The following is a 12,473-nucleotide window of genomic DNA, read 5'->3' as shown; positions in this document are numbered from 1 at the left end:
CCTGTCCTGATCCCTTGCCAAAACGGGACAAAAAATGCCTATATCTACAAGGCGGGTGCAAAACCCGCCTTGTCCATTTCACAGGATACATACCAGCCCCATGAACCGCCGCACGGACAGCGACACCCCACGCCAACCATCCCAGATCGCGATCTTGCGTTATTTGCGCATTCACGGCCCGGCTGCACGTATTGATATCGGCAGTGCCACGGGCCTTAGTCCGGCAACGGTAACGTCCCTTACCGCTGATCTGATGACACAAGGATTGGTGCAGGAAAGCCAAGGTGCGAACGCACAAGCTACTGGCACGGTCAATAGCAACGGCAACGGCAACGGAAATGCGAATGGCAATCATGGCGCCACACGTGGCCGCCCCAAGGTTCTGCTTGATCTGGTGCCCAATGCGGCCTGTGTCATCGGGGTTAAAATCACCATCAATCTGATTGAAATCGCCCTTGGAAATTTCAAGGGCGAGATCGAACACAGTTCAGAACACAGCATCAATACCCGTGATCTTGATGAAGCCGAACTGATCGCGACCCTGATCAAACTGATTGATCGTTTTATCGATAAGCACAAGAATTTTTCAGCCCGCCCACCCGTCGGGATCAGCATCGCCGTCCAAGGTGTCTGCGACAGCAATAGCGGTGAAATCATCTGGTCGCCTGCCTTGCGTCAACGCAACATCGCCCTGACCAAGGCACTGAGCGAACGGTTCGGCGGCATTGTGCAAATGTCAAATGATGCCAACTGCATCGCCACCGCCATTTCGCAAAACACCAACTTGCATCGCGGCGGTGATTTTGCCGTGATCATGCTGGGCTATGGCATTGGCATGGGGCTGGTTTTAAACGGGTCGGTTTACAACGGTGATTTCGGAACGGCCGCCGAATTTGGCCATACGAAATACCAACCTGACGGTCCGTTATGCAATTGCGGACGCCGTGGCTGTCTTGAAGCCTATATCGGTGATTACGCCATTTTGCGCGATGCGCGCGGGATCATTGACCTGCCAGATGCCAACAGCCTGCATCCCAGCGAAGAACAAATGATGGATCTGGTTGCGCGTGCGCGTGGTGGCGATGAAGATTTGGCCGATTTATTCCGCCATGCCGGCAAGGTTCTTGGATACGGCATTGCCAATCTGATCGCGCTTTTGGGTCCGAAACAGATTTTCATCACCGGATCGGGCGCCCGTGCCTATGACATGATGGAACCGGAACTCATGCGCGGGCTGAGCTTGGCGCAAGTGCCCGAGCTGCGCCGAGGACCGGAAATCATCCATCTGGCATGGGACAAGGATTTGGCCCTTCAAGGGGCCATTGGGCAAAGCCTTTTGCGCCACGACGAAAATATGTTTCAGGCAGCCGTCGCTGTCTGATCCGCAGCACGACGATCCTGCACTATTGTCATAAAAAAGCCGCCCCGGTTCAGGAGCGGCTTTTCTTTTGGCTGTCAAAACGAACTTAACGCCCCGTTTTCTTGCGCCAGGCTTCAAAGTTGGCCTTGGTTTCATCCTTGGTCGGCGGATACAGACCAATGATTGATGTGCCTGACATGACTTCTTCAAGAACGAAGTCTTCAAAGCTTTCCATGCCGGCACATTCTTCGGCCAGCTCATCAGCCAGATGGGCCGGAAGAACCACAACGCCGTCTTTATCGCCAACCAAAACATCGCCGGGGAAGACAGGCGCATCGCCACAGCCGATCGGCACATTTATGTCATAGGCTTCATGCAGGGTCAGGTTGGTGGGTGCGGACGGGCGTGAGTGATAGGAATGAATGGCAAGCTTACCAATGCCATCGGCATCACGAAAACCACCATCGGTCACAACACCTTCTACGCCGCGTTTCATCAGACGGGTGACCAGGATCGAACCCGCCGATGCCGCGCGGGCATCTTTACGGCTGTCCATCACCAAAACATGACCGGCCGGACATTGTTCGACGGCAACGCGTTGCGGATGATCGGGATCGCGGAAAACTTCAATCGGGTTGCGGTCTTCGCGGGCCGGGATGTAGCGCAGTGTATAAGCCTGCCCGACCATGTTTTCATCCTTGGGCGCAACCTGCTGCACATTCTGGATGTACTGGTTGCGAATGCCGCGCTTGTAAAGCGCTGTGCAAAGCGACGCGGTGCTTACGCGTTTAAGCTTGGCACGGATTGCGTCGCTCAGGACATAATCGCTCATATTTCGTACTCCGTGGGGTGCCCGGCTGATCACAGCCGGGCGATATCATGGTGAAAAAGAAATCAGGCAATATCAGCCGGCAGCACATCGGCCGGAATGTTCTGATAGCAAACCGGACGCAGGAAACGTCGGATCGACATCGTGCCAACCGATGTTGCGCCAAAGTTGGTCGATGCCGGATACGGCCCGCCATGAACCATGGTGTCGGAAACTTCCACCCCGGTCGGGAAACCGTTGGCCAGAACACGCCCTGCTTTGCGCTCCAGGATCGGAAGCAATGAACGGGCATCAGCCGCGTCATCCGCATCAAGATGCAGCGTGCAGGTCAACTGACCTTCAAGCGATTTGGCAATGGTGCGCATTTCTGCAACATCCTTAACCCGAACCACCAGACCAAGCGGCCCAAAGACCTCTTCACCCAGTTCATGATTTGAAAGCCAGTTTTCACCGGTGGTTTCAAACAGATAAGGCGTTGCATTACGAAGATCACATGACGTGGTCAGAACGTCTTTCACACCAGACGTACCGGCAATCCGTTTGGCACCGGCGCGATAGGTTTCTGCCATGCCATCGGTCAGCATGGTCTGGGCAGCAACGCCCGACAAACCTTCTTTGGCCGATGCGATAAAGGCATCTGCATCCGGCCCATCGATCACAACCGCAATCCCCGGATTGGTGCAGAACTGCCCCGCACCCATGGTCAGCGACCCGGCCCAACCGGTACCAAGCGCAGCACCGCGTGCCTTAACGGCTGCTGGCATCATAAACATCGGATTGACCGAACCCAGTTCGCCAAAGAACGGGATCGGTTCCGGGCGTGCGGCACACAGATCAAACAGCGCACGACCACCGCCAAGCGATCCGGTAAAGCCGACCGCCTTGATCAATGGATGCTGCACAAGACTTTGACCGACATCGCGCTTGCCACCTTGAATAAGGCTGAACACGCCGGGATGAACACCGCATTTCTTGATTGCGACATCAATTGCCTGTGCAACGATTTCACCGGTTCCCGGATGGGCGGAATGGCCCTTCACAACAACCGGGCAGCCTGCGGCCAGGGCCGCTGCGGTATCGCCACCGGCAACCGAAAAGGCCAGCGGGAAGTTCGAGGCACCGAATACGGCAACCGGGCCAATCGGGCGCTGCATCAAACGCAGATCCGGGCGCGGCAATGGTGCACGATCAGGCAATGCTTCGTCATAACGACGATCAAGATAGGCGCCATCAAGGATGTGGCTTGCGAACAAACGCAACTGACCAACCGTGCGGCCACGTTCGCCCTGAAGACGGGCTTCGGGCAGGCCGGTTTCCTGTGTGCCGATTTCGGTGATTTCATCACCGCGTGCATCGATTTCATCGGCAATGGTGTTGAGAAGCTTTGCGCGTTCTTCACGGGTGGCATAGCCAAACGTCCAGAATGCGTCTTCTGCAGCCTTGGCTGCCTGATCCACAAGGGCCGGGGTTCCGACCGGGAAGGTATTGGCCGGGCCATGTGCCGGTTCGGACTGGAACGTCGTCTCACCTGCGACCCAGTCGCCTGCGATCAGATGTTTGCCGGTAAGGGTATAGGTCATCAAACTCTCCGTTGCCTTGGTCAGATCACGCGAACTTTAATCGGTTCTGCTGATTGAACTGCAAGGCGATTGCGTACAGCTCGCCCGAACGGCTCTGCCGTGATTTCGAATTCGTCGCCGTCTTGGATCTGAACACCATCGGCAAAACTGAGCGTCGCAGTCCCGAAGAAATGCAAATGAATATCCCCCGGGCGCCTGAATAAATCATATTTGAAATGGTGATATTCAAGATTGTCGATGGAATGTGACATGTTCTCCTCACCACTGACAAACGGCTTTTCCCAAAGAATTTCACCATCACGATAAACCCGCGAGACACCTTCAACATGCCCCGGCAACTCGCCGAGTAATAATTCAGGTCCAATCGCACATGCACGCAGTTTGGAATGCGCCAAATACAGATAATTCTGACGTTCCATCACATGATCGGAAAACTCATTCCCAATCACAAACCCGACGCGCACCGGTGTTCCATCCGGATCATTGATGTAAACCCCGGCAATTTCCGGTTCTTCGCTGCCATCAAGTGCAAATGACGGGCTTGGAATATCATCACCGGGCGCGGCGATAATTGACCCGTCCCCTTTGTAGAACCATTCAGGCTGAACACCTTTTTCGCCCGACACCGGTTTCCCGCCTTCAAGGCCCAATCGAAACATCTTCATCGAATCAGTTTCGTCCGCAGCCTTACTTGTGGCTTGGTGCATATTCGCGCGGGCTGATGCCGATCCCAAATGGGTCAACCCGGTTCCCGTCACCAGAAGATGGGCCGGGTCAGAATGATCAATCGGTGATAACAATCGACCACTAGATACAATGACGTCATAGCTTTCACGTGCCTCATCGAGACGGCATTCCGCCGCCTCGATCATGGTCATTCCGCCGTCAATCGCAATTGCGGCAAGCTTGCTTACGGTTTCAACACCGGCCAACGGTGCGATATTATCCCCATCCACAACCCCGACACGACGTTTCCCGTTTTCGGTAATAAACTGAACCAAACGCATGTTCATGGTTCCTATTCAATGATCTCGAATTCACCAAGAGCGTCTTCGGCAATTTCCAAACCAAGACCCGGCAGATTGTCATCAAGATCTATGAAACCGTTTTTGGGCACAGGATCACCTTTGAAGACGTAGTAGAACAACTCATTCCCGACTTCGACGTCAAACACCGGGAAGAACTCGGAAATCGGGCAATTCAGATTAGCCATGGTCAGATGATAGTTGTGCATCTGGCCTGCATGGGGAACGACCGGCACTTGGTATGCTTCGGCCAGCGCATTGATTTTCTGCGCGGCAGTGATACCACCAACCCGGTTGGTATCGTACTGAATGACACTGAGCGCATTCATATCAAGCAGCGTCTTGAAACCAAAATTGGTGAATTCATGTTCACCACCAGAAATTGGTACGATGTTCATATTGTTGAGTTCTGCATAGCCTGCCAGATCATCTGCAATGACCGGCTCTTCAAGCCAGCGGGGTTCGAATTCGGCCAATTTGGGCAACATGCGTTTGGTGTATTCAAGGTTCCAGCCCATGTAACATTCCAGCATCAAGTCGCGGTCAGGGCCGATAACTTCACGCACGGTTTTGACCAGATCAAGGTTTTTGCGCATGCCTGCCGGACCATCTTTTGGCCCCCAACCAAAGCGCATCTTGACCATATCAAAGCCCTCATCGACATAGCTTTGAGCTTCTTGGGCCAAAGCATCAATCGATTGCCCGTACAGTTTGGATGCATAGACCGGAATTTGTTCCTTGGTTCGCCCACCAAGCAGTTTAAACACCGGCTTGCCAAGGGCCTTGCCCATGATGTCCCACAGCGCAATATCAATCGCCGAAATTGCCACCATACCAACACCTTTACGGCCCCAGGCATGGGTACGGCGATACATCTTCTGCCAAAGATATTCGTTATCAAACGGGTCTTCACCAATGACCAGTGGCGCAAGATACGTATCAATGATCTGTTTGGTGATTGTCGGGGCCAAAGCGGCATTACCGATGCCAACAATACCGTCATCGGTTTCAACTTCGCAGATCAGCCATTCATGAAAACGGAACGAGCCCATGCTGTCGCCGCGCTCATAAAGCGCATCTGATGCATTGGTGCAGAAATTGGCTTGTGGCGCGACAGTTTTGCCGTTCCAGCGCAAAACCCGCGTGCGGATATTTTTGATTTTCATCACGATCATCCTTTTCGATGCAGTGCCCATATTCCGGGCTTTTGGACAAAGCGGTGGCGTTCACACAAGAACGGTTCTTGCGCGGCCTCCGGGTTGATCCACTATTTTGGAAAGAGCCGATTACTTGGCCGGGGCGCGTAAAAGCACACCCCGGCCTTTACCAAATGGCTTTATGCGGCCAGTCGGGCCTGTCGGCGGCTGCCACCCATGCGTACAACAATTTCAAATGCCGCAAGGGTAGCACCGACATTGGCCTTACCAAGACCAGAAATGTCATAGGCTGTGCCATGGGCCGGTGTTGCCACGGGGATCGGCAAACCACCCTGAACCGTAACACCGCGATCAAAGCCGAGCAGTTTGATCGCGATCTGACCCTGGTCATGATACATCGTCACAATCGCATCAAGCTCACCTGCCTGTGCTTTCAAAAAGATGGTATCAGCAGGCCATGGACCCTCGACCGGAAGACCAAGGCTTTTGGCCTTTGCTACTGCAGGCGCGATAATGTCAATTTCTTCGCGACCAAAATTGCCACCATCCCCGGCATGCGGATTAAGGGCAGCAACACCAACACGTGGCTGATCAATACCATTGGCAACAAGCGCATCGGCAATCAGGCGAACAGCATCGACGATGCGGTCGACTGAAATGTTTTCCACTACACGTGCCAGCGCAATATGGCTGGTCACGCGGCTGGTCCACATGCCTTCCATGGTATTGAACTCACATATCGGTCCGTCATGACCGATATGTTCTGCCATATAATGCAACTCGTCCTCATGCCCCATACCACCACGGATCATGGCTTCTTTGTTAAACGGCATAAACAGGATGCCATCGACTTTTTCATCGCGTGCCAGATCAAGGGCAACATCAAGCGTTCTCAGACTTGCCGCCCCGGATTTGGCATCAACCACACCCGGTTTGATTTGGTCCGGATCGAAGAAAGATGTTTCGATGTAAGGATAGGCGTCGGTCGGCCAGCTTGTCGGAAGGTCATTCACAGCAAGCAGATCAATATCCAGACCAGAATCCTTGCGGCCACGTTCAATCAGGCATTTGTCCCCAATCACAACCACATCTGCCTTTTCACGAATGTCACTGCGTGACAGAAGCCGTAAAAGAAGCTCCGGGCCAATACCATTGGCATCACCGGGGATTACCGCCAAACGCGGTTTTACATTCGTTGTCATCGGTAGAAGATCTCCACAAGCGTCATGGGAATAAACGGCAAGTACGTGACGGCAAGAAGCACCGCAACAAGCACGCCGATGAAAGGCACATTGACCTTGGTCGTTTCCCAGATATCTGTTTTGGCAATCGAGCAGGATGTCACCAGAACACTGGCGACAGGTGGGGTCTGCTGACCGATTGCAAGGTTAAGTGTCAGAATGATCCCAAAATGGACCGGGTCGATCCCGACCTGTTGGATCAGGGGCAGTACAATTGGTACCACCAGAATAATTGCTGCTGCCCCGTGCAGAATGCAGCCAAGCACCAGCAGCAAAACGTTAAGCAACATCAGCACAACGAACGGATCATCGGTAAAGCCCGTGATCGCCGCTGCCAGCATCTGCGGCAGGCCTTCTTCCGTCAGGTAAAGACCAAGGACAGCCGATGTCGCCACCAGCAACATCACCGTTGCCGTTTGGTTGATGCCTTCGCGCAGAGCATCAAGGAACATTGAAAAATCAAGTTCACGATAGATAAAGGCACCAATCACCACGGCGGCCACCACGGCCAGACCGGCGCCTTCGGTTGCTGTCACAAGCCCCCCAAAGATACCGCCAAGAATGATGAACGGCAGCGTCAGTGCCCATGCTGCATCGACAAAGGTTTTGCGGACCCGTTTCAGATCAAACCGTTCATCGCGCGGAATGTCATACTTGACGGCGAAGTAATAACTCACACACATCAACCCGAAGGCGCCGAGAAGGCCCGGCACAACACCGGCAACAAACAACTGAACGATCGAGGTATCAGAAAGTGCGCCATACAGGATCATTGGAATGGATGGTGGGATAATGATGGCAAGGGATGCCGAAGACGACGTAATCGCCGCAGCAAAAGTCCCTTTATATCCCTTGCGCTTCATGCCCGGGATCAGAACTGAACCGGTCGCGGCAACATCAGCCACTGCCGACCCTGATATTTCAGCAAAGAATAACGAAACCCCGATATTGACCATCGCAAGTCCGCCACGCATGAACCCGATCAGCGCGGAGACAAACTCGATCAGACGGCGCGAAATTGATGATGTATTCATCAAGGCACCCGCCAGAATGAACAACGGAATGGCGATCAGAGGAAAACTGGTCGCACCATCAAACAGGGCAAGCGCAGCGTTATAAAATCCAGGAATACCATGCAGGGAGTACACGCCCACCAATGCCGCAGCACCGATGGAAACCGCAATCGGCACCCCCATGAAGACCAGGAAAAACATCAAAGGAAGAATGATTGAAACGGCCATCATGCTGCCCTTTCATTGATCGGCGCACCACCTTGTGTGGCTTTGGCGATTTCGTGGTTCATATCTTCGGTTTCGACATCAAGTGCCGTCACCATGCGGTGCCATGCTTCAGGAAAGCTGAGCAACTGGCCAATCACAAACAGTGCACAGCCAATCGGAATGACAGATTGCGTAAACTGCAACCCAACCCATGGCAGGGAAATAAGGGTTTCTCCGCCCATGATCTGAAGCACAAACCAGCCAGCCCATGCCATAGCGGCAAACATTGCAATCACAATGGCTTCGCCAATCAGGAAGACGATCTTGCGCATGGTGAGTGGAAGGGCGAGAAGAACCCCGGAAAAACTAAGGTGGGACCGGCGTACTGCGGCCAACGCAGCGCCATAATATGTAATCCAGGCCAACATCACCGAAGCAACTTCATCGTACCAAACCAGTGAATTGCCGCTGTAACGGAAAATCACTGCCACAATCACAATCAGCGCCAAAAGCGTGATCAATGTCATGGTGAAGACTTCAAGTGTGCGCCTGAACAGAACTGCAGCAAACTGCATCACGTTCTCTCCTATCGAAAACGAAAGTCGCAAAAAGCGGGGCAACCGGTGGAATGGTTGCCCCGATCCGGTTTAATTTGCAGTTGCAAGTGCGGCGTCGACCAAGGCCTGACCACCGTCAATTTCCGATGCGAACTTGGCGTAGATTGGCTTGGAAGCTTCAACAAACGCAGCACGATCAGCGGTATTGACTTCCATACCGCCCGCCGCAAGCTCGTCAAGCAGCTGCTTGTCTGCCTTTGCCCCGGCATCACGTGACCAAAGAGCCACTTCCCGCGCAGTCTTAACCAGAATGTCGCGCACTTCCGGATCAAGATCGTTATAGGCCGCCACCGACATGGTAGGATAAGACGGCGAATAAATGTGCCCCGAAAGCGTCAGATATTTCTGCACTTCGTTAAGCTTGGCTGCCTCGATATTGGTCAATGGGTTTTCTTGGCCATCGATGACACCGGTCTGAAGACCAACGAAGACTTCAGAGAAGGCCATCGGGGTCGGGTTCGCGCCATAGCTTGAGAACATGGCGACACGCCATTCAGATTGCGGTGTGCGCAACTTGATGCCGTCAAGATCGGCCGGAACATTGATCGGACGCGCATTGTTGGTGATCTGACGGAAACCGTTTTCCCAAAGAGCGAGGATTTTGTAACCGGATTCTTCAGCCTGTGGGGCAACAGTCGGCCAGAAAACCGACTCTTCGATTTTTGCCAGTTGATCACGGTCCTTCACAAGGAACGGAAGATCAAAAAGGGCGAACTTGTCCGCAATGGTCGGCATGGTCGAGGATGGCAGAGTAATCTGGACCGTCCCAAGCTTCAGGCGCTGCATCAGCTCTTTGTCCTTACCCAACTGGGCAGAGTCAAAAAGCTTCACGGTTGCCTTCTCGCCAAGGCGTTCATTGGCTAGACGGGTGAATTCAGCGGCAGTATTCGCCTGAAGAGACCCATGCTCGGCACTGATGGCAAATACGATATCATCTGCTGCATTTGCAGTAGCGAGTGCGGACATGGACGCGATACTGCCAAAAGCAACGGCAGTGATTAATTTACGGATACGACCTGTGTGGGTCATGTATTCCTCCCGTTTATAAATTTCGTTGTTCACCGGTAGCTGGGAACGCACGATCTTTGCCGCGCTTGATTTTGGTATACCATATTAAAGATACCGGGAGTCAATGAAAATTCCAGCTCTTTCAATAATTTCAATGCCAACCTCATTATTTTCGCTGTTTTTCATCACTTTAGATACTATTTCCTTCAGCAAGAACCGCCTTCTAACGCGGCAAAATGGTATACCATTTATTTTGGTATACCATTTTTACCTTGCTCTTCCTCCGGGACCACCGTATTGTTCGCGTAATAACGTTACGCAGGAAACACACGGTTTGAGCAACATCACACTGGACGCCAAGTCAGAATCTGAGCTCACTCTCAACGAGCTGATTACTGATGCGCCAATCGCAACCATCTCGGAAAATAGCGACCTGCCGCTTGCGCAGCAGGCCGCCAATGTTCTGCGTGACATGATTGTTCAGGACATCATTCCACCGGGCAAACCGATCCGCGAACGCACGTTAGCCCAACAGCTTAATGTATCGCGCACACCGCTGCGCGAAGCGTTGCGCATTCTCGCCGTTGACGGCTTGGTCGAACTTCTGCCATCGCGCGGGGCGATTGCAGCTAATCCCAGCCCGGAAGATGTTAAGCATATGCTGGAATTTCTCGGCGGGATCGAAGGTCTTGCTGGCGAACTGGCCTGCAAACGCGCAACCGACGCAGAAATAGATGAAATTCGCGCATTGCATTACGAGATGCTCGCAGCCTTTGCCCGCAAAGACCGTCTCGCTTATTTCAAGCTTAACCAACGCATACACCGCGCCCTTGTTCTGGCTTCGGGCAACCCGTTACTGATCGAAACCCACGAACGCATGAATGCACGCCTGTATCGCATTCGGTATCGGTCAAACATGCGCAACACGAAATGGCCGACCGCCATTAGCGAGCATGAAGAAATCCTCAAGGCCATCGAAAACCGCGATGCCGTCAAATTGAACGATCTTATGCGCAACCACCTTGGCAGCACCTGGACCAAGGTTAGCGAAGATGGTCAGGTTGGCGCAGCCGACCATCACGATAACGACGAATAAAAGAACACAAGAGACCGGCACTGCTGGAACTGGCTCCCGCGAAAGCGGGGGCCTTCTTTTTTGGCAAAAAACGGCACCCTCACGCCAAATGGGCACGGATGCCGCCAACCTTATTCTGCCAGATCGCGCATCACCGAAATCAGATCAGACTTTCCTTCGAACCCAATTCCAGGCAGTTCAGGCATGGTGATGTAGCCATCCTCGACCTTTACACTGTCAGGAAAACCGCCATAGGGCTGGAACAGATCGGGATAGCTTTCATTGCCGCCCAGCCCCAGTCCGGCTGCGATATTGAGTGACATCTGATGTCCGCCATGGGGAATGCAGCGTTTCGGTGACCAGCCGTGGGTTTTAAGAACCTCAAGCGTGCGAAGATATTCCACCAGCCCATAAGAAAGCGCGCAGTCAAACTGCAACCAGTCGCGATCCGGGCGCATTCCGCCATATCTTAAAAGGTTCTTGGCATCCTGATGGGAAAACAGGTTTTCGCCCGTCGCCATTGCGCCGGGGTAAAAATCCGCAAGTGCTGCCTGCAACTGATAGTCCAGCGGATCACCCGCCTCTTCATACCAGAACAAAGGATACTCGCGCAGCATCTTGGCATAGGCAATGGCCGTCTCAAGATCAAAGCGGCCATTGGCATCAACAGCAAGCTGTGCCTCAGTCCCGATTTCATCCAGAACCGCCTCGATACGCGCCCGGTCATCGTCAATAGACGCCCCGCCGATTTTCATCTTTACCACGGTGTAACCGCGGTCAAGGTAGCCACGCATTTCTGCGCGCAAGGCGGATAAATCCTTGCCCGGGTAATAATAACCACCCGCTGCATAAACAAAGACCTTGGGGTTGGCTTCCACCCCATAAGTTTCCGCCAGCAACCGGAACAATGGCTTTCCGGCAATCTTGGCAACCGCATCCCAGACGGCCATATCGACCGTGCCGACCGCAACGGATCGTTCCCCATGCCCGCCGGGCTTTTCATTTTGCATCAGGGTCGCCCAGATACGATGCGGATCAAGGTTATCGCCAGCGTCATTTAACAAAGATGCCGGGTCCGCCGCCAGAACGCGATCGCGAAACCGTTCACGGATAAGCCCGCCCTGTCCATAACGCCCGTTGGAATTAAACCCATAGCCCACCACCCGCCGTCCATCACGCACCACATCGGTCACCACCGCGACCAAACTGGCTGTCATTTTCGAAAAATCGATATAGGCATTTCGAATAGGCGAAGCTATTGGCTTGGTGACCTCGACGATATCGACAATTTGCATAACCGTATCCTTTGAATAAAATCCGTGAACTGCTTACTTCTCATAATAATAAAGCTTGCCACCGGC

11 protein-coding genes are annotated in these 12,473 nt (G+C 53.3%); 2 read left to right on the top strand and 9 right to left on the bottom strand.

Annotated elements, in window-relative coordinates:
• Positions 1-100: 100 nt before the first annotated feature.
• The gene (locus RIC05_RS02300) at positions 101-1,381 is read left to right on the top strand and encodes an ROK family protein (RefSeq protein WP_350046337.1); all 1,281 of its coding nucleotides are present in this window, start codon (positions 101-103) and stop codon (positions 1,379-1,381) included.
• Between the two features lie 85 nt (positions 1,382-1,466).
• Here the strand turns inward: RIC05_RS02300 and RIC05_RS02295 are convergent, their stop codons facing one another.
• The 8 genes from RIC05_RS02295 to RIC05_RS02260 all read right to left on the bottom strand — a co-directional run bounded on the left by RIC05_RS02295 (position 1,467) and on the right by RIC05_RS02260 (position 10,058).
• Positions 1,467-2,192 carry a ribonuclease activity regulator RraA gene (locus RIC05_RS02295; RefSeq protein ID WP_350046338.1) on the bottom strand — a complete coding sequence of 242 codons (726 nt, stop codon included), beginning with the start codon at positions 2,190-2,192 and terminating at the stop codon, positions 1,467-1,469.
• 62 nt (positions 2,193-2,254) lie between these two features.
• Positions 2,255-3,769, bottom strand: a complete 1,515-nt coding sequence (locus RIC05_RS02290; RefSeq protein WP_350046339.1) for an aldehyde dehydrogenase (NADP(+)) — start codon at positions 3,767-3,769, stop codon at positions 2,255-2,257.
• 20 nt (positions 3,770-3,789) lie between these two features.
• Positions 3,790-4,776: an AraD1 family protein gene (araD1, locus tag RIC05_RS02285; protein ID WP_350047252.1), complete on the bottom strand. Its 987-nt coding sequence runs from the start codon at positions 4,774-4,776 to the stop codon at positions 3,790-3,792.
• An 11-nt stretch (positions 4,777-4,787) separates the two neighbouring features.
• A complete protein-coding gene (locus tag RIC05_RS02280; RefSeq protein WP_350047251.1) occupies positions 4,788-5,960 on the bottom strand; it encodes an L-rhamnonate dehydratase in 1,173 nt (390 codons plus the stop codon).
• Positions 5,961-6,130: 170 nt separating this feature from the next.
• Positions 6,131-7,153 carry a 4-hydroxythreonine-4-phosphate dehydrogenase PdxA gene (locus tag RIC05_RS02275; protein ID WP_350047250.1) on the bottom strand — a complete coding sequence of 341 codons (1,023 nt, stop codon included), beginning with the start codon at positions 7,151-7,153 and terminating at the stop codon, positions 6,131-6,133.
• Entirely contained in the window at positions 7,150-8,436 is a 1,287-nt protein-coding gene (locus RIC05_RS02270; RefSeq protein ID WP_350047249.1) for a TRAP transporter large permease, read from the bottom strand. Before RIC05_RS02270 ends, RIC05_RS02275 begins: the two co-directional genes overlap by 4 nt.
• A complete protein-coding gene (locus tag RIC05_RS02265; protein WP_350047248.1) occupies positions 8,433-8,987 on the bottom strand; it encodes a TRAP transporter small permease in 555 nt (184 codons plus the stop codon). Before RIC05_RS02265 ends, RIC05_RS02270 begins: the two co-directional genes overlap by 4 nt.
• Before the next feature lie 72 nt (positions 8,988-9,059).
• Entirely contained in the window at positions 9,060-10,058 is a 999-nt protein-coding gene (locus RIC05_RS02260) for a TRAP transporter substrate-binding protein (protein ID WP_350047247.1), read from the bottom strand.
• Positions 10,059-10,371: 313 nt separating this feature from the next.
• On the opposite strand from RIC05_RS02260, the gene RIC05_RS02255 reads away from it, so the two are divergent.
• Positions 10,372-11,133: a GntR family transcriptional regulator gene (locus RIC05_RS02255; protein WP_350047246.1), complete on the top strand. Its 762-nt coding sequence runs from the start codon at positions 10,372-10,374 to the stop codon at positions 11,131-11,133.
• Positions 11,134-11,243: 110 nt separating this feature from the next.
• Here the strand turns inward: RIC05_RS02255 and RIC05_RS02250 are convergent, their stop codons facing one another.
• Positions 11,244-12,407, bottom strand: coding sequence for a mandelate racemase/muconate lactonizing enzyme family protein (locus RIC05_RS02250; RefSeq protein WP_350047245.1), 1,164 nt, complete (start codon positions 12,405-12,407; stop codon positions 11,244-11,246).
• Between the last annotated feature and the right edge of the window lie 66 nt (positions 12,408-12,473).

The organism is Thalassospira sp. (genome assembly GCF_040218635.1).
Taxonomy (GTDB): Bacteria; Pseudomonadota; Alphaproteobacteria; order Rhodospirillales; family Thalassospiraceae; genus Thalassospira.
This window is presented reverse-complemented; position numbering and strand designations above follow the sequence as displayed.

Bases quoted from the DNA above. Each gene is read 5' to 3' on its own strand.
- RIC05_RS02300 (WP_350046337.1), top strand. From the start codon at position 101: ATGAACCGCCGCACGGACAGCGACACCCCACGCCAACCATCCCAGATC.
- RIC05_RS02295 (WP_350046338.1), bottom strand. From the start codon at position 2,192: ATGAGCGATTATGTCCTGAGCGACGCAATCCGTGCCAAGCTTAAACGC.
- RIC05_RS02290 (WP_350046339.1), bottom strand. From the start codon at position 3,769: ATGACCTATACCCTTACCGGCAAACATCTGATCGCAGGCGACTGGGTC.
- araD1 (WP_350047252.1), bottom strand. From the start codon at position 4,776: ATGCGTTTGGTTCAGTTTATTACCGAAAACGGGAAACGTCGTGTCGGG.
- RIC05_RS02280 (WP_350047251.1), bottom strand. From the start codon at position 5,960: ATGAAAATCAAAAATATCCGCACGCGGGTTTTGCGCTGGAACGGCAAA.
- RIC05_RS02275 (WP_350047250.1), bottom strand. From the start codon at position 7,153: ATGACAACGAATGTAAAACCGCGTTTGGCGGTAATCCCCGGTGATGCC.
- RIC05_RS02270 (WP_350047249.1), bottom strand. From the start codon at position 8,436: ATGATGGCCGTTTCAATCATTCTTCCTTTGATGTTTTTCCTGGTCTTC.
- RIC05_RS02265 (WP_350047248.1), bottom strand. From the start codon at position 8,987: ATGCAGTTTGCTGCAGTTCTGTTCAGGCGCACACTTGAAGTCTTCACC.
- RIC05_RS02260 (WP_350047247.1), bottom strand. From the start codon at position 10,058: ATGACCCACACAGGTCGTATCCGTAAATTAATCACTGCCGTTGCTTTT.
- RIC05_RS02250 (WP_350047245.1), bottom strand. From the start codon at position 12,407: ATGCAAATTGTCGATATCGTCGAGGTCACCAAGCCAATAGCTTCGCCT.